We start from the raw sequence: 17743 nt of genomic DNA on the forward strand, positions 1-17743 counted from the left end.
ATTAAGCTGATTATTTATTATTTCTTATATAAGAAATAAATGTCTCAGTAAGCTGTTTTTTTTCATTATTTTTATTAGCTAATCCTGCAAATTGAATTTCATCATTAAATGGATACCCTATCGGAACAGCGGTAATTGTTTTCGTCTGTATATAAGGATCATCCTGCAGCATTAAGTCAGAAGCAATGCTGATCCCGAGCCCGGCTGATACAGAGCGGAAAAGAACACTGGGATTCTTTGTCGTAAACAAAATATTTAACGGCCCTTGGCTTGCTTCAAACCTTTCAATATTTACATTATAAAATTCCCGGTCGAATAAAATAAAAGGTGAATCCTGAATGTCTTCCAAGGTTAATGACTCTCGGAAAGCCAGTTTGGAATCAATCGGAACAATTACTTTAAAGCTGCTGGAGAGGAATAAAGAATAGACCTCCATGCTGGAATCAATTTTATGATAATCCATTAAAGAAAACAGACCGATATCTATCTCCTTTTTTTGTACGAGATGAAAAATCTCATCATTCTCTGCCTCGATAATACTTACTTCGATTTGCGGATAGTCCTTTCTGAAGCTTGAGAGGGCACGTGGAACAACTGTCATAAATAAGGATGGAGTTGTTGCAATCTTTAACGTTCCTCGCAGCGTCGCTGATAAGGAGTTGGCAGTTTGCCTTAGCTTTGATTCGGATTCCAGGATTTCTAAGATAATCGGGATAAGTTTTTTTCCATTTTCTGTTGGTATCGTACCGCTTCTGGAACGGATAAAAAGTTTATGCTCTATTTCTTTTTCAAAACTTGCAATCGATTGACTTAAAGCCGATTGACTGATATGCAGCGCTTCAGAGGCATGTGTGATCGACTCATATTCTAATACAGCTTTGATATACTGTAATTGTTCAAAATTCAATCTAATCACTCCTTTACATAAGTTTTATTAATGTAAACATCACTAATTTTAATTATACAACAATATTTCTGATGGATATAATAAATATATACTGTTTTTTAAGAAAGTGGTGTTTTTCATGTCGGAAAAGCTTTGGACAAAGGATTTTATGTTGATTACACTAGTGAATTTTCTTATGTATATTATTCACTATTCTCTTATTGTAACTGTGACTGTATTCACAATGGAAGAGTACAAGGCAAGTGAAGGAATGGGAGGCTTAGCAGCTGGAATATTCATTATAGGTATGTTAGTTGGACGTCTGTATTCCGGTAAATATATTGACCAATGGCAGCCCAAATATATTTTAATGATTGGTCTGGTTGCTTCTATTGCCACTATTTCTCTTTATTTCACAATTCATAGCTTGGTAATTCTAATGATTGTCCGTTTTTTACACGGAATCGCTTTTGGTATTTCATCTACCTCTACGGGGGCTATTGCTTCCAAAATTGTTCCTGAATCTCGTAAGGGAGAAGGAATTGGGTACTATGCATTAAGTACAACCGTAGCATCTGCAATCGGACCATTTGTTGGTATTTTAATTAACCAGCGCCTTGGATTTGAAATGAACTTTACATTCTGTCTGGCAATTATTACAGCAGCATTCTTAATTGGCCTGACAATAAAAAAAATTAACATGGCTCCTCTGCCAAAATTGGAGGATCAAAAATTGCCTGCTCCGGCAAAAGGGCTGGATAAATATGTGCAGAAAGAAGCATTGCCAATTGCTTTTGTTGCAGTATTCGTAGGGGTTGCATATGCAAGTGTACTTTCCTTCTTAACTGCATATGCACAGGAAGTTAACCTTGTTTCTGTTGCAAGCTTCTTCTTTATGGCTTATGCCGTAAGCACATTGGTTTCACGTCCGTTTACTGGAAAAATATTTGACCGTTTTGGAGAAAATAAAGTAATGTACCCATCCTTTTTAAGCTTTGTTATTGGATTAGGCTTATTAGCAACAGCAACAAACGGGTTTTTACTATTATTATCCGCTGTTTTTATTGGTCTGGGGTATGGAACAATCATACCAAGTTCTCAAGCAATTGCTGTAAAAGCTGCTCCAAAAGAAAAGATTGGTTTGGCAACATCAACCTTTTATATGCTTGCAGATTTAGGAGCAGGCTTTGCTCCATTTCTTTTAGGCATGCTGATTCCATTCTTAGGCTACCGTAATCTATATTTAGCCATGGGTCTGTTAGTGGTCGGCATTACCGTTTTATACTATTTTCTGCATGGGAAAAAAGCAAAGCAGACGAAAATGGTAAAACAAGAAACGGCAGTAAGCGAAGAAAGCTGGGCAAATTAAAATAAATTAATTATTTTATCCCTCTTCATCATTCAATTCAAAATGGTGAAGAGGGTTTTTAATTTTATTCTTTATCGGATTGTTTTACATAATGCGTCAAACAAGATTTTTCCAAACTGGGATTTCCTGTCTTCGAAAATCGCAATGTTTTTTTTGCACCTTTTCCCCAGGATTTATAGACAGTTACAGAAGGCTTTAAATGATGTTCTTTAGCATATTTTTTGAAGCCCTGTAGAAAGTGTTTTAATTTTGCCAGATTAAGATTAATTGCTCCTTCTAAATAATTAATTCTTTTGAAACGCCAGCCTTCCACCTGCTTAACTGTTAGCCGGTCCATTTGCACCAAAACATTAATTGGACTGATATAACCTTTGTCTCTAAGCTCTGCGGAGGCATTTATATATATTTTTCCTCTAACTGTTCTTGATTCATTTGAAATCAATCTCCATCTATCTATTTAATTATGATTGTTATTTTACCAAAGAAGAATCAGCATATGCGTGCTTATATTTTTTATAGATTATAATTTCCCGGACTTAAAGAGAATATCGCTTTAAACTTTAAAAGCTGGGTCCTTAGATACAAGATTACCCCTGAACGTCTCTGTCTTTTAACACCTTTATCCTAATTGTGGCAATTCTTAGGCAATGAACACCATTATTATTACCATCCCGAAATAAATTTGAAATAAGAATGTAAGTTTATAAATGGTCATAAGAAGGAATACTTAATCTAAGAGTTATATTCACAGAGAAGTTTTTTATAATAAAAATCTATTTTAACGGAGGGTGTGTACCATGAAAGGGATTATTCTCGCCGGAGGAAGCGGAACACGTCTATCTCCAAGTACGGATAGTATTAATAAGCACCTGCTGCCAGTATTTGATAAGCCGATGATTTATTATCCATTATCTGTCTTAATGCTTGGCGGTATTAAAGAAGTGATGATAATTAGTACACCGGAAGATACTGAACGCTTTGAAAGGTTATTAGGAGACGGATCTTCCTTAGGTATTCAAATTGTCTATAAAGAACAGTCTGAGCCAAAAGGAATCCCGGAATCTTTTCTTATTGCAGAAGATTTTATTGGAAAAGATGATGTCACTTTAATTCTTGCAGATAATATTTTCTTTGGTCAGGGCTTTACAACATTACTGCGGAATGCAATCAAAAAACATAAGCATGCAACCGTGTTTGGTTATCGTGTGAAGGATCCAGAGCGCTTTGGAGTGGTTGAATTTGACCATCATCAAAATGCGATTTCCATTGAGGAAAAGCCGGAGGACCCTAAATCAGATTTTGCGGTGACAGGTCTGTATATCTATGATTCCAGAGCTGTTCAAATTGCGAAAAAGCTCAAACCCTCTGAGCGCGGTGAATTAGAAATTACAGATTTAAATAAAGAATATTTAAAATGGAACCAGCTTCATGTAGAGCTGTTAGGAAGAGGATTTGCCTGGATGGATGCAGGAACGCAGGAATCCTTATTTGATGCAGCTGAATTTATTAAAACAACACAGCAGCGTCAAGGTTTCAAGATTGCCTGCCTGGAGGAAATTGCTTTCTATCTGAATTATATCTCCCGGGATATGCTTTATGAAAAAGGAAAATCTATGGAGAAAACAGACTATGGACAATATTTAATGGAAATTGCAAATCGAAAGCATAACCAGCAATACTGGGATGCTATTGACCATCATCCAATGTTAGGGCTGGTAGGAAATGAGTAAGGCTATCTTAATTACAGGCGGAGCCGGATTTATCGGCTCTAATTTCATCCAATATTATCAGAGGAAATATCCTGACCAGCAGTTAATTAATATTGATAAGCTGACCTATGCCGGTTCATTAAATAACTTAACAGAAGTAGAAAATAAAGAGAACTATCATTTTATTCAAGGAGATATTGCGGATATAAATACAGTGGCAGCAATTTTCAAAGAATACGATATTGAGGGTGTGATTCATTTTGCTGCTGAGTCTCATGTAGACCGCTCCATTGATGACGCCAGTCCATTTATTAATACGAATGTGGTGGGGACTTTGAATCTTTTACAGGCGGCCAGAGCCGACTGGGAGACAAAGGGAGTGCTTCAGGAGCGCCGGTTTCATCAAATATCGACCGATGAAGTCTATGGATCATTAGGAGAATCTGGCAAGTTTACAGAAGAGACTCCTTACGATCCAAGAAATCCGTATAGTGCATCAAAAGCTGGTGCGAACTTTTTAGTGAAAAGCTTTGGTCACACGTATGGTATGAATGTTATTATCTCCTCCTGTTCGAATAATTATGGTCCGAGACAGCATGAAGAAAAGCTGCTTCCGACGATTATCCGGCATGCTTTGGCAAATGAACCGATACCGATTTACGGTGACGGGAAGAATATACGTGACTGGTTATTTGTAGAGGATCACTGCAGAGCCATTGACATGGTTTATCATCAGGGCAAAACCATGGAGATATATAATGTTGGCGGGAATAATGAACAGGAAAATATGAAAATTACAAATTTAATTTGTCATTTACTAGATGAACAAAGATCGGATTTACTTCAAACTTACCGTTTGGAGCATTTTTCTGACTTGATTACCTTTGTTGAGGATCGTAAAGGTCATGATAAAAGATATGCTATTGATGCAAGCAAGATACAAAGAGAACTAGGCTGGCAGCCCGAAGTAGGTTTAGAGGATGGACTGAGAAAAACTGTGGGATGGTATTTACAAAAATGGAAAACGAACGTACCGATTTAATTTCTGTAGTGATTCCAGTCTATGGCTGTGAACGCTGCCTGATCGAGCTTGCAAACCGAATTATTCAAACAATCCAGTCCATTCCAGCAGATTATGAAATTATTATGGTAAACGATGCGAGCCCGGATCATGCCTGGGAAACAATTCTTAAACTTCACCAAAAAGATAAAAAAATAAAGGGAATTAACCTGTCCCGTAATTTTGGACAGCATCATGCAATAACCGCAGGTCTTGATTTTACATCCGGAGATTGGGTGGTTGTGATGGATTGTGATCTGCAAGACCGCCCGGAGGAAATTGTGTCTCTGTATGAAAGGGCAATGGATGGTTATGATGTTGTGTTTGCACAGCGTGTGCAAAGGCAGGATAAAAATTTGAAAAAATTCACGTCCAAGTCCTTTTATAAAGTCTATGATTATTTTACAGGGAAAAAGACAGACGCTTCGATAGCGAACTTCAGCATTTCCCATAAAAAAGTAGTAGAGAGCTTTCGAAAGCTGCGTGAGCAGAACCGTTATTTCCCTTTTTTTATTCAATGGATGGGATATCAGCAGACAAAAATAGAAGTGCAGCATGATGCCCGAAAAGAAGGAAAGTCATCCTACCAATTGAAAAAATTATTTGCTCTGGCAACGGATGCGATTGTTTCTCAATCAAATAAACCGTTGAGGCTCTCAATTGGTGTGGGATTTCTGATGGCTTTTGCTTCTTTTATCTATGCGTTATATCTGTTTTTTCGCTATTTCTTTTTAGATGAGCTTGTTCAAGGCTGGACCAGTGTGATGGTATCTATCTTTTTTATTGGCGGCTTAATATTTTTCCAGCTTGGAATTATCGGCCTCTATCTTGGAAAAATTTTCAATGAAGCGAAAAACCGGCCAATCTATTTAATTAAAGATATAAAAGGTGCAGTTCAAAAAGTTCAACAAAAATAACATATTGAAAGAAGAAGTCTGGTAGAGAGGAAGAGGAGAATGAGTAAATATTTAGAACCCACGCCCTGGGACAGCCGTAATTTCCCGCTCGCAACCTATCAATTGACCGAATATAATGAAGATGCATTAAGGGAATCGGCAGATGTTGAGGGGCATTTTACCGTTAAGGTAGACCCGCTCGCAGATAAGGCATTACTTCATAAATATGGTTTTTACTATGCAGATACGTTAATGGAGCCCTACTGCTACCGCGATAAATTTTTAAAAGAGCGGGCTGGTGATGTATCCTTTCATGAAAATTATAATGCAGATGATATATTAGCTATTGCCGAAGAAGCATTTCAAGGCGGCAGATACCACCGTGATTTTCAAGTACCAAATGAGATGGCTGATCTACGTTATCGAAATTGGGTAAAGGACTTAATTGAGCAAAAGCTGATTCTTGCTTATAAGCAGGAGGGGCGTGTGGAAGGCTTCTTTGCTTATCAGGAAGAGAATATTCTGCTTTTGGCAATGCATAAAGATATCCGTGGGCAAGGATTTGCCAGTCCTTTTGCAGCCGCATGCGTTAAGGAGCAGTTTGAACGGACAGGTAAGGAGCAGCTGATTACATCGATCTCTCCCAGTAATCCGGCATCATTAAATGTCTTTATCGGATTAGGTTTTCGGTTACGGGCGGGTAAGGATATTTATCATAAAGTGAATGGTTCCTTCTATTAAAAAGGGTAATGAAATGAAGTGTTAGGGGGAGAGGAACTTGGGTTATTTTTATATTGCCGGAACTATTCTATTTACTGTCTATGGACAATTGATTATAAAATGGACAATGGATAGACAGGGAGAACTGCCGGACGGCTTATTTGATAAGTTTTTGTTTTTATTTCAGCTTGTCTGGAACCCCTGGATACTATCCGGTTTTATTGCAGCATTTTTAGCGGCATTAAGCTGGATGGCAGCTATGACGAAATTTGATATCAGTTACGCTTATCCGTTTATGAGCCTTTCTTTTGTTCTTGTGTTTATTTTATCTGTTCTTTTATTTGGAGAACCGGTCAGTACACAGAAAATTATTGGCTTTGCTTTTGTCGTAATAGGTATTCTGATAATGAGGTGATACCATGATACCATTCAATAAACCATGCTATATAGGAAAAGAAGATGCAGCAATTAGTGATGCAATATTAAAACAGAAATTATCAGGAAACGGTACCTATGGGGAAAAATGTATACGCTGGCTCGAAGAAAATATGGGTGTCAAAAAAGCTATGCTTACCCCATCTTGTACAGCAGCATTGGAAATGACAGCATTACTGACAGAGATTGGAGAAGGAGATGAAGTTATTATGCCTTCTTATACCTTTGTTTCGACAGCAAATGCGTTTGCTCTTAGAGGGGCGAAAATTGTCTTTGTTGATGTCGAACCAGGGACAATGAATGTCGACCCGGAGCAAATTGCAGCAGCAATCACAGATAAGACAAAAGTAATTGCAGTTGTGCATTATGCTGGTGTTTCCTGTGATATGGACAGCGTCATGGAGCTTGCCGAAAAGTATAAGCTGTGGGTTGTCGAGGATGCAGCGCAAGGCTTAATGAGCTTTTATAAAGGGAAAGCTTTAGGAACCATTGGACACTTGGGAACCATCAGCTTCCATGAAACTAAAAATTATGTTTGTGGTGAAGGAGGAGCGTTATATATTAATGATCCTTCCTTAATGGAGCGCGCAGAGGTTATTCAAGAGAAGGGGACGGACCGCTCTCAATTTATCCGTGGAGAAGTGGATAAATACACATGGAGAGATATTGGCTCCTCCTATCTGCTCAGTGAGCTCAATGCTGCTTATCTTTCTGTACAGCTGGAGCATGCAGAAGAAATAAATGAAAATCGTCTGAGGACGTGGGAAATGTATCAAGAAAGATTGACACCTCTCGCTGAAACAGGAGAAATAGAACTTCCTTCTATCCCGGGAGGCAGGAAGCATAATGCACATCTTTTCTTTATTAAAACAAGGGATTCAAATGTTCGCCGACAACTGATCCATTATTTAAAGAAACGTGATATATTAACCGCAACACATTATGTTCCGCTTCATTCTTCTGTCGCAGGGAAAGAATGCGGCATCTTCTCTGGAGAGGACCAATATACAACGATAGAAAGTGAACGTTTATTACGGCTGCCACTTTACTATGGAATAAGTAAAGGGGATGTAGAGTATGTCATTCATAGCATTCAGCAATTTTATGCACAATAAGTGGATATGGCTGGGCTGTCTTATTTTACTTGCTTACTTATCTCCTTATGTGATTTATGGTGAAGATGTACATATTAGAGTCCATGATAATATGGACTCTAATATTGTCTGGTATAAAGTGCTTGCTGAGAGCGGCTCTATTTTCACTTTAACAGATGTGCAGCTTCCTTATGCAATTGACGGACTTCCACGCAGTGCTTTGCCTTCTGCATTTGATGCAGCACTTTGGCTGTATGTCCTGTTCGAACCAATCACAGCTTATACTATCAGCCAGACTATTATGCGCTTTGCAGCGTTTTTTGGCATGTACTTATTATTAACACGCTTCGTTGTAAAAAAAGAGACAACACCCTGGATAACGGTTGGCGTTTCGCTTGCTTTTGCTATGCTTCCCTACTGGCCGTCAGGAGTTCTTTCTATAGCTGGCATGCCGCTTGCTTTATATGTCTTTTTAATGATTCGGAAATATCGGACAAATGCTCCGAAGCATACTTGGGTATTGCTTCTGCTAATACCGTTTTTTGCGAATTTTGTCCTCAGCTTTGTTTTCTTTCTGGCGGTAATCGGTGCATTATGGCTGATTGACCGAATCCGTTATAAAGAATGGAATTGGACTTTTTTTACCGCACTGGCAATGATGGCGGGTATTTTTCTGATGAAGGATTATTTGCTAATTACATCTATGTTTTTTGATGATAGCTTTACCTCACATCGAGAAGAACTGGAGTTGAGCGGTAATACGTTTGAACGGAGTTATGAATTGGCATGGGAGAACTTTTTATACGGTCATACGCATGATGAAGCAGTTCAGGCCTATATTATTGTCCCCGTTATTTTATTGGCCGTCTTGATCGCTTTATTTAAAAATCGGCATCCAAAGTGGCTTTTTGCACTGTTTTTAGCGAATTTGGTATTGTCATTCTGGTATGCATTCTGGTACTGGGAGGGCTGGCAGCCGCTGAAAGAAAGTATTTCTGTTTTAAATACATTTAATTTTGCACGGATTCATTTCATGGATCCGCCAATTTGGTATATTGCCTTTGCACTCGCTTTAGGTATCCTCTGGAGGTTTAAAAAAATTGGGAAGCTGATTGTGGTTGCACTTATTATAATGCAATGTGTAATGCTGTTCGGTCTGACAGAAGAGTTTAAATATAGGGAAGCAAATACCCCGACTTTTAAGGAATTTTACTCAGAGGACTTGTTTACATCCATTAAGGACTATATTGGAGAGGATCCAAGTGATTATCGTGTTGTCAGCATCGGCTTACACCCGACAATAGCTCAGTATAATGGATTTTACACCCTGGATACGTATAATAATAGCTTTCCACTCGAATATAAGCATGCCTTCCGGAAGGTGATTGCCGGCGAACTGGACAAAAGCCCGACCTTAGAAAACTATTTTGATACCTGGGGCGGAAGACTATACATGTATTCAGCAGAGCAGGGCAAAGATTATATGTTTACGAAGAACAGAAATGAATCTATTCAGGATTTAGCTATTGATACAGAAGCTTTAAAGAAATTAGGAGGAGAATATATATTATCCGCTGTTCCGATTGAAAATGCAGAAGATATCGGATTGTCATTGGAGGAAACTTTTGAAGAAAAAGATTCTGTATGGGAAATTTATTTATATCACGTAATGTAACTGGATTGTAATATTACGCTTGAAAGCATTCGTATGACAGGCTTGGGCAGCTTTTTTCTCTTGATGTGATACAAAACTGTAATATTTCGATAACCTTTCTGCAATCTCCAGATGTTACACTGCACTAGGAATTTATATTGTGTTAAATTTATCCTATGATTCACAAAACTGCATAATAAAAAAGGGTTTTAATGCTTTTTTAAGAGAGAGAGACCTATGTAGTAGTGATGCAGGAACAGGGGGAAAAGAATTGAAGAAATCATTTTTGCTAGCGATAGTAATGGTAGTTGGTTTCATGAGTTCCAGTATTGTACCAGTTCAAGCAGAAACTGCTGATGATCTCGAGGGAGTTCGTGATCAGCGTTCGGAAGTCAAGACGGAGTTGTCTGATTCTGAGCAACAAATTGCTTCAGTGTTAGAAGAATTGGAGCAGTTAAAGAGTGAAATTGCAAGTACAGAAGCAGAATTAGAAGAAAAGCAGCAGGCGATTGATGAAACAGATCAACAGATTGATGCTTTATTAGAAGATATTTTTGTATTAGAAGATGAAATGTCAGAGCTTGAAGACAAGATCGAGGAACGTTTTGAAATATTAAAAGACCGTATGAAATCTGTTCAGCATTCCGGTGGAGACATTAATTACTTAGAGGTGCTCTTTGGTGCGCAGAGCTTTGAAGATTTTATTTCACGGGCAAATGCAGTCAATAAAATTGCAGATTCAGATGCATCATTAATTGAACAGCAGGAGGAAGATATAGCTTCCTTAGAGGATAAGCGTTCCGAAGAAGTAGACAAGATGGCTGATTTGAATGATTTAAAAGATGAACAGGCAACTGCAAAAGAGAGTGTTGAACTGGCATTGGCAGATAGTAATGCACAAAAAGATGAATTAGAAACGAAGCAGGCTGATTTAGAATCACTTGTTGCTGAGCTGGAAATTACTGATTCACAATTGGCATCTTTAGAAGCTGATATACAAGCAGATATTACTGCTGAAGAGGAAAAAGTAAAGGAAGAAGAAGCAGCTAAGCTTGCAGAAGCTGAAGAAAAAGCAGCGGAAGAAGAAGTAAAAGTTCATCAGGAAAAAGAAACAAGTGTAGCAGCAAAAACAATTACAAATGATTCAGAAAAAGAAAATGAAGAAGCTCCTGTTGAAAAGGAAGAACCGAAAGAAGAGCCTTCTGAACCAAAAGAAGAGAAGAGCTCAAATAATGAAGATAAAGTTGGAAAAGAAGAATCAGTAGCAGTTAAAGATGAGCAGAGCTCTGGAAAATCATTTACAGTGTCATCAACCGCATATACGGCGAACTGCTCTGGATGCAGTGGAATTACTTCAACTGGATTTGATTTAAAACAAAATCCTGGTGCAAAAGTAATCGCTGTTGATCCAAGTGTTATTCCACTCGGCAGTATTGTAGAAGTGGAAGGTTACGGAGTAGCTGTAGCACGAGATACAGGCGGAGCAATTAAAGGTAATAAAATTGATGTTTTCTTTCCAGATACATCTCAAGCGCACAGCTGGGGAAGAAAAGATGTTAAAGTAACGATATTAGAAAGATAAATAAAAGCATGTATCCTGAAAATAAAGGATACATGCTTTTTGTCTATTACGCATACTTTTTATCAGCTGATTACAATACTTTGTATAAAAGCAAAGTATCCCATTATGACAAAGAGAAGCGATGTAAGATAAGAAAGTGCAGGATGTCTCTTCGTTTTAAAAATATAAATGTTGGCTGCAAGACACACAGCTGCTAAGCTGATAAAGAAGAAAACAGATCCGTCTAATACTAAATTTATTCCTGCGCCATCCATAGATCCATCATAAAACATATTCAATATCGGAGCATATCCGCTGTGCGCAATAAGATTTTCAATATGAAGCGGCGGTGATTGCTCGTTCATAATACCTGTCAGTAATAAGATAAATAGAATAATAAAGAATTCCACTCGTATCCAGGGCTGTGCCTGGAAGGCTGTATCAGCTTGTAAACGCCGTTTCATCCATACGCCGTTAAATATGGCATATAGCAATAGCGGGATGATAAATAATTGTTTTAAAAATAAGCTTTGTCCATAAGAAACTAGAAGAGCGTCGCCATATTGTCTCAAGTCAACAGTGAATTGTGCTAATAGAATACCACTGAGAACGACAATAGCGAAACAGATCAATGCAAATGGATGATATCCTTTTATAAAACGCAGCCAGTCGATAGATTTTGGCGCAAACCAGCTTACCATGATCAAGGTTCCAACCCAGGCACTTACCGCAAACATATGGATTGAATGCGTTACTGCTCCCGAAACTCCTTCGAATGACCCTGCATGACTTGCCCAGCCAATTCCAATTGCCGTCAGAGCTGTGAAAATAATTCCTGTCCATGCCGCTTGTTTACTGTTTGTATCTTTGACAAAAGCAATATAAACGCTGAAAAGAACGCAAATAATAAATAAGAATAACCAGGCATTTCCAATGCGAAAGGATAATAAGACAGTTTCAAAGCCTGAGCCTAATGAAGTTCGCTTGGCAATATGGCTGATTAGCTGAATAAGCGGAATAAATGCAAATAAGGCAATTCCCCAAATCGCCGCAAGCTGTAGGTTAGAGGATACTTTGATCTTAATAGAAGAAGTGGCAGGAAGCAATCTGACCAGAAAGCTTCCTGCTAAAAAGGCAAGGCAAAGGTATAAGAATGTTTCTGTGAAAATGGTTAGATAGAACATACATTATTTCTTCCTTTTTAGTAATACAATAGCTACAACAGCGATAATTGCAACAAGCAGAATAGTAATCAGCAGGGTATTTGAATTACTATCCTCTGCTGCTGTATCTTGAACATCACTTTCAGAAGCGGCCTCATTTTCATCAGCCTGTTCTTCCGTTGCATCTTCATCTTCCTGTCCTTCTGTATCTTCCTCTGTATTTTCATCAGCTGCTGCTTCCTCAATGTCCACTTCAAACGAAAGGGAATCCTCCATCGGATGACCATCCACACCAATAATATCCCAACTAAGGGTATATGCTCCATTTTCTAAAGGCTCTGTAACATCAGCAGATAATTCATCATCATTCACAGTAATATTATCAAGTGTAATCTCTGTTCCATCCTCTGCTTGTAATTCCAATACAGCACTTTCTTCAATCACTGTTTCAAAATAAAGGGTAACACTGTCTAAAGCTTCTGTTACTGTTGAGCCTTCCTCTGGATCAGATGTATCAAGATGTGTATGTGCAAAGGCAGGGCTTGCACTGAATACGAATAATAAGGTAACTAGAGCTAAAGCTCCTGTAAGTTTTTTCATAATGTTTTTCTCCTTTTTATTGAATTAAATATAATTTCTTCAAACCTAAGCTTACAAAAGAATAAGACGAGTAACAAGTCTAATCAAAGTAAAATAATCACATTTTTATAAACTATGAACAATTGATGACAATGCTTTTTCTGATAAACTATAGTAGACTAATGAATATAACTTAATTTTACAAGGGGGATAATAATGAGTAGTTTTCCCAATATAGAAGAAACAATGATATTAATTAAAGAGTTGGTATCGATACCAAGTCCGTCCGGCTACACAAAGGATGCGATTCAATTTATTGAACAGCGGTTGGAGAAGAGCAATGTAGAGATGAAAAGAAATCGTAAAGGCGGTCTGATTGCGACGTTACGAGGGAAAAATACGTCTAAGCACCGCTTCTTGACAGCTCATATAGACACATTAGGGGCAATCGTCAAAGAAATAAAAACAGATGGCCGTTTGAAAATACAAGTTATCGGCGGCTTTCCACTTAACTTTGTAGAAGGGGAATACTGTACTATTCACACAGTAAGCGGGAAAAAATATACAGGTACGATTTTAATGCATCAAACTGCTGTTCATGTATATCGGAAAGCCGGTGAGCTGAAAAGAGATACAGAAAATATGGAAGTGCGGATTGATGAAGTGGTAAAGAGTGAGGAAGATACTCGTAAATTGGGCATTGAAATTGGTGATTTCATCTCCTTTGACCCGCGGGTGGAAAAAACGGAATCTGGCTTTATCAAATCCCGTCATTTGGATGATAAAGCAAGTGCTGCTATCCTGATCAAAGTGATTGAAAAGCTTGCGGCAGATCAAAAGGAACTGCCATATACAACGCATTTCCTTTTTTCCAATAATGAAGAAATCGGCTATGGCGGCAATTCTAATATTTCGCCGGAAACAGTAGAATATTTAGCAGTTGATATGGGAGCTATTGGGGATGGCCAAAGAACGGATGAATACACGGTATCCATTTGTGTGAAGGATGCTTCAGGTCCATACCATTACGGTCTCCGCAATCATCTCACTGAAATTGCGAAAGCCAACGAGATTGAGTATAAATTAGATATTTATCCTTATTACCAATCTGATGCCTCAGCAGCCATTCATGCCGGCCATGATGTCATTCATGGACTTATTGGTCCGGGGATTGATGCATCACATGCATTTGAACGTACACATGAATTGTCTCTCAAGCACACAGAGAATTTAGTTTATCATTATGTTCAGTCAGAAATGGTAGAGGGATAATAGAACGAAACAATAAGATCGGGGTACTCAACCTGGTCTTATTTTTTGTGCATAAAACCTCAACTGACGTTTATTAACTAACTTATTTCTCTAGAATAGTGCTGTTTAATAATAAAAATTTCAATAGATGAAACTCTTTGTACATAAGGGTTTCTTTACAAAAATAGATGATTAATTACAAAAAGCAAGTTGACTTTTTAAAGTTTATGTTATATGGTTAGTTACATAAGTAATTAACCAATTAAGGGATGAGGCTAATGAAAAAAGAATTGGATGAAAACAAACCGATTTTTCTGCAGATAAAAGAACAAATTGAAGATTCTATTATTGACGGTTCATTGAACAGTGGAGAACGTGCACCTTCCACAAATGAGTTTGCTAAATTTTATCAGATTAATCCGGCAACTGCTGGAAAAGGAATCAATGAGCTTGTCTCAGAGGGTATTTTGATAAAGAAACGGGGTGTTGGCATGTTTGTGACAGATGAAGCAAAAGGGATTGTCATTGAAAAAAGAAAACAGACTTTTTATGAAAATTATTTACTTCCAATGAAAAAGGAAGCACAGAAGCTGGAGATGGATAGGCAAGAATTGATCAATATGCTTAACCGGGAGGATGAAGCAAATGGAAATTAAAGTAGATCAGTTAAGTAAAAACTATGGAGAAAATAATGCTTTGGATCAGGTTTCTCTTACTTTAGAGGGGAATAAAATTTATGGTTTGTTAGGGAGAAATGGAGCGGGTAAGACGACATTTATGGATATTCTAAGCGGACAGATTTTAGCATCTGCAGGCAGTATTTCTATCGATGGAGAGAACCCTTTTGATAATCAACGTTTAACAGAATCCATTTGTTTGATTAAAGAAGCGAATAATTTCAGTCCAGAGCTAAAGATAAAACAAGTATTGAAAATCTATTCTTACTTTTATCCAAATTGGAATCAAGAAATGGCAGAAGAATTATTAGAGATTTTTAATTTAAAGCAATCAGCCAAAATAAAGACATTATCCAAAGGAATGGAGTCTGCATTAGGTATTACAGCAGGATTAGCGAGCAGAGCGCCAATTACTGTATTTGATGAACCTTATATCGGCATGGATGCTCCATCTCGTAAAAAGTTCTATGAAATATTATTGGAGGACTATCAGGAAAATCCGCGGACGATTATCTTTTCGACACATTTAATTGATGAGGTCAGCTTAATGTTTGAGGAAGTCATTATCTTAAGGGAAGGCTCCGTTATTTTACAGGAAAGCGCAGAAGACCTACGGGCGAAAACAATCGCAATTTCTGGACCAAAGGATCAGGTAGATGCCTTTTTAGCAGATAAAGAAATTATTCAGCGTAATGACTTAGCCGGCAGCTCTATGGCTTATGCTTTTGGCAGCAGGAAAGAGGCGTTAGATGCAGGTCTGGAAGTAGAAGGCGTACCAGTTCAAGAGTTAATGATTCATTTGACGGAGAAAAAGAAAGGAGCATAATCCATGAACAATCAAATAAAAGGTATGTTTTACGCTTATTCAACGGAAGTAATTCGTACAGCCAAAATCTTTTTTGCTATTTTTATAGGGTGTATTATCGCATCAGCTATTATCTGTTATTTATTACTTGGAGCTGTCGACGATTTTAAAATGTATTTCGCTATCCCGTTCGGAACTTACTTTAATGTAGGTGTTGTTGGGGTTCTGTTAGTAAAAGGCAGCGTTCCATTCGGATTAAAGATGGGGGCGACCCGTAAGAATATGTATCTTATGCATTTATATTTTATGGCAGTTTACTCTTTTATTATGGCATTTTTAGGAAGCACCCTTCAACAGATAACAGAGTGGATATTTAACATTGTCGGGGTTACAAACTATATTTATGTTCATCCAGCGATGCTTTTAACAGATAACTGGGTGATGAGGATCGTAGTAGATACATTTGTGATGTTTTTTATTATGGCACTATTATATTTAATTGGATTAATTTTTTATCGTACCGGTCTGGCAGGGGCAGGAAGCTTATTAGGAGTCCTGCTGGTTGTTATACTATATGGTGTTTTTGAGGGCTGGATGATTCAAGCGGCTGTTGATCTATTCTCCAATGTAACGCTTATGACCTTTGTAATGCTATTTTTAATCGGTATTGTGCTTTATCTGATAGGTTTCCCATTTATAAGGAAAATCACTATAGTGAATAGGCGTTAAGGAAGCTGGAGCTGTCATCAAATGCACATTAAACATTTGATGACAGCTCCTTTTTAAAAGTTTTATATTATACTGTTAAAGAGAAAAATATTTATTGTTTTAAATTAGGGTTCTCAGATTTTGCTTCATTAACCCTAGGTCTCCGGAAGCCGCCGGCAATATCTGCCTGCTTAAATTCTTTAGAGTAATGGACCTCTTGAGCATCAGCAACGTCCCTCTTTTTTGCTGGCTGATATTGTGTATTTCTCATGAGTAATCATCCCTTCCAATAATGTTTTTCTACTAAATATTTTCCCTGTTTAAACGAATTAAAACATAAAACATAACCATTATCCGGTTGAAATTTTATCAGCTTTTTATTATCTTCCCAAATACCGTTTGTTTCACCTTTACTGGAATAAATTAATTGATTGTGTTAAAATTTGATTAAACAATCAAAAATTACTTATAATAAATACGCAGAGGAGATTCTAAAATATGCAAAATGAAACCGTACTTGGTTTATCAAAGCTTGATAAAGCAATCATTATTATTGGTGGTCCGCTTCTAGGAGCAATTATTGGCTGGTTTATTCAAATTATCTCAAGCTGGCTGATTAAGATTCCTTTTGTTCCTTTTGGTCTGTTCTTTGAATGGATTGTATCCTGGAATAGTTTCTGGGTATCTATTATTGGGGTAATTGCCGGTTTGATTGCGGGAATTCTTTTTGCGCTGTATGCCTTTAGTGAATCATTAAAAATGACGATTACGGATCAAGAAGTTACAATGAAAAGGTATGATAAAGAAGTACAATTGCAAAAAAGTGAAATTTCGGCAATTTATATGGATAGAAAAGATATTGTCGTTTTAGGTCAAAAAGGTGAAGAACTGTATCGTGCACAAACGGATGTAAAGCTGCTGAAAATAGAAGCTGCTTTGCTTGAACACCGGTTTCCTTGGAAGACTCAGGATCCTTATCAATCTGATTATCAGCGCTGGGTACCGGAGCATCCTGATTTTCCGGCTTCTGTAAACAGTTTGCTTGCAGCAAGAGAAAAGGCGCTGAAGGAAGACGATGAAAAAGAAGCAGCTATATTGCGGAACGATTTAGCAGATAAAGGAGCAGCTATTCGCGATGAGGACAAACGGCAGTATGTCCGGATGATAAGAGGGTGA

General features: G+C 37.7%; 19 protein-coding genes. 14 read left to right on the forward strand and 5 right to left on the reverse strand.

Features of this window, described 5'->3' with window-relative positions:
* Window positions 1-10 precede the first annotated feature (10 nt).
* Window positions 11-907: a LysR family transcriptional regulator gene (locus tag OSO01_RS10065; protein WP_147210301.1), complete on the reverse strand. Its 897-nt coding sequence runs from the start codon at window positions 905-907 to the stop codon at window positions 11-13.
* A gap of 118 nt (window positions 908-1025) precedes the next feature.
* Between OSO01_RS10065 and OSO01_RS10070 the strand changes: the two genes are divergently transcribed.
* A complete protein-coding gene (locus OSO01_RS10070; RefSeq protein ID WP_147210302.1) occupies window positions 1026-2255 on the forward strand; it encodes an MFS transporter in 1230 nt (409 codons plus the stop codon).
* A 64-nt stretch (window positions 2256-2319) separates the two neighbouring features.
* Here OSO01_RS10070 and OSO01_RS10075 read toward each other — a convergent pair whose 3' ends face one another.
* Window positions 2320-2697 carry a hypothetical protein gene (locus OSO01_RS10075; RefSeq protein ID WP_246145115.1) on the reverse strand — a complete coding sequence of 126 codons (378 nt, stop codon included), beginning with the start codon at window positions 2695-2697 and terminating at the stop codon, window positions 2320-2322.
* 355 nt (window positions 2698-3052) lie between these two features.
* On the opposite strand from OSO01_RS10075, the gene rfbA reads away from it, so the two are divergent.
* The 8 genes from rfbA (at window position 3053) to OSO01_RS10115 (ending at window position 11405) form a co-directional block, all read left to right on the forward strand.
* The gene (rfbA, locus tag OSO01_RS10080; protein WP_147210303.1) at window positions 3053-3985 is read left to right on the forward strand and encodes a glucose-1-phosphate thymidylyltransferase RfbA; all 933 of its coding nucleotides are present in this window, start codon (window positions 3053-3055) and stop codon (window positions 3983-3985) included.
* Window positions 3978-5006 carry a dTDP-glucose 4,6-dehydratase gene (gene rfbB / locus OSO01_RS10085; RefSeq protein ID WP_147210304.1) on the forward strand — a complete coding sequence of 343 codons (1029 nt, stop codon included), beginning with the start codon at window positions 3978-3980 and terminating at the stop codon, window positions 5004-5006. Before rfbA ends, rfbB begins: the two co-directional genes overlap by 8 nt.
* Window positions 4982-5941 carry a glycosyltransferase family 2 protein gene (locus OSO01_RS10090; RefSeq protein WP_147210305.1) on the forward strand — a complete coding sequence of 320 codons (960 nt, stop codon included), beginning with the start codon at window positions 4982-4984 and terminating at the stop codon, window positions 5939-5941. The genes rfbB and OSO01_RS10090 overlap by 25 nt, the downstream gene beginning before the upstream one ends.
* A 39-nt stretch (window positions 5942-5980) precedes the next feature.
* Window positions 5981-6661, forward strand: coding sequence for a GNAT family N-acetyltransferase (locus OSO01_RS10095; protein WP_147210306.1), 681 nt, complete (start codon window positions 5981-5983; stop codon window positions 6659-6661).
* Window positions 6662-6698: 37 nt separating this feature from the next.
* Window positions 6699-7055, forward strand: coding sequence for an EamA family transporter (locus OSO01_RS10100; protein ID WP_147210307.1), 357 nt, complete (start codon window positions 6699-6701; stop codon window positions 7053-7055).
* Window positions 7056-7059: 4 nt separating this feature from the next.
* Window positions 7060-8190, forward strand: coding sequence for a dTDP-4-amino-4,6-dideoxygalactose transaminase (gene rffA, locus OSO01_RS10105; RefSeq protein WP_147210308.1), 1131 nt, complete (start codon window positions 7060-7062; stop codon window positions 8188-8190).
* Window positions 8153-9844, forward strand: coding sequence for a DUF6044 family protein (locus tag OSO01_RS10110; RefSeq protein ID WP_147210309.1), 1692 nt, complete (start codon window positions 8153-8155; stop codon window positions 9842-9844). Before rffA ends, OSO01_RS10110 begins: the two co-directional genes overlap by 38 nt.
* A gap of 250 nt (window positions 9845-10094) precedes the next feature.
* On the forward strand, window positions 10095-11405 hold the full coding sequence (locus OSO01_RS10115) for a PcsB-like coiled-coil domain-containing protein (protein ID WP_147210310.1): 1311 nt from the start codon (window positions 10095-10097) through the stop codon (window positions 11403-11405).
* A gap of 62 nt (window positions 11406-11467) precedes the next feature.
* On the opposite strand, the gene OSO01_RS10120 is transcribed toward OSO01_RS10115, so the two are convergent.
* Together OSO01_RS10120 and OSO01_RS10125 are read right to left on the reverse strand one after the other, a co-directional pair.
* The gene (locus OSO01_RS10120) at window positions 11468-12568 is read right to left on the reverse strand and encodes a CopD family protein (RefSeq protein WP_147210311.1); all 1101 of its coding nucleotides are present in this window, start codon (window positions 12566-12568) and stop codon (window positions 11468-11470) included.
* Between the two features lie 3 nt (window positions 12569-12571).
* Complete coding sequence (locus OSO01_RS10125) at window positions 12572-13147, reverse strand: copper resistance CopC family protein (RefSeq protein WP_147210312.1); 576 nt, start codon at window positions 13145-13147, stop codon at window positions 12572-12574.
* 195 nt (window positions 13148-13342) lie between these two features.
* On the opposite strand from OSO01_RS10125, the gene OSO01_RS10130 reads away from it, so the two are divergent.
* The 4 genes from OSO01_RS10130 to OSO01_RS10145 all read left to right on the forward strand — a co-directional run bounded on the left by OSO01_RS10130 (window position 13343) and on the right by OSO01_RS10145 (window position 16588).
* Window positions 13343-14398: a M42 family metallopeptidase gene (locus OSO01_RS10130; RefSeq protein WP_147210313.1), complete on the forward strand. Its 1056-nt coding sequence runs from the start codon at window positions 13343-13345 to the stop codon at window positions 14396-14398.
* 257 nt (window positions 14399-14655) lie between these two features.
* Window positions 14656-15033: a GntR family transcriptional regulator gene (locus tag OSO01_RS10135; protein ID WP_147210314.1), complete on the forward strand. Its 378-nt coding sequence runs from the start codon at window positions 14656-14658 to the stop codon at window positions 15031-15033.
* Window positions 15023-15880 (forward strand): ABC transporter ATP-binding protein, encoded by an 858-nt coding sequence (locus OSO01_RS10140; RefSeq protein ID WP_147210315.1) that lies wholly within the window; start codon window positions 15023-15025, stop codon window positions 15878-15880. Before OSO01_RS10135 ends, OSO01_RS10140 begins: the two co-directional genes overlap by 11 nt.
* A 3-nt stretch (window positions 15881-15883) precedes the next feature.
* Complete coding sequence (locus OSO01_RS10145) at window positions 15884-16588, forward strand: hypothetical protein (RefSeq protein WP_147210316.1); 705 nt, start codon at window positions 15884-15886, stop codon at window positions 16586-16588.
* Window positions 16589-16679: 91 nt separating this feature from the next.
* On the opposite strand, the gene OSO01_RS10150 is transcribed toward OSO01_RS10145, so the two are convergent.
* Window positions 16680-16838 (reverse strand): YfhE family protein, encoded by a 159-nt coding sequence (locus tag OSO01_RS10150; RefSeq protein WP_147210317.1) that lies wholly within the window; start codon window positions 16836-16838, stop codon window positions 16680-16682.
* 227 nt (window positions 16839-17065) lie between these two features.
* Here OSO01_RS10150 and OSO01_RS10155 point away from each other — a divergent pair, with 227 nt between their 5' ends.
* On the forward strand, window positions 17066-17743 hold the full coding sequence (locus OSO01_RS10155) for a YqeB family protein (protein ID WP_147210318.1): 678 nt from the start codon (window positions 17066-17068) through the stop codon (window positions 17741-17743).

The organism is Oceanobacillus sojae (assembly GCF_007991515.1).
Lineage (GTDB): Bacteria > Bacillota > Bacilli > Bacillales > Amphibacillaceae > Oceanobacillus > Oceanobacillus sojae.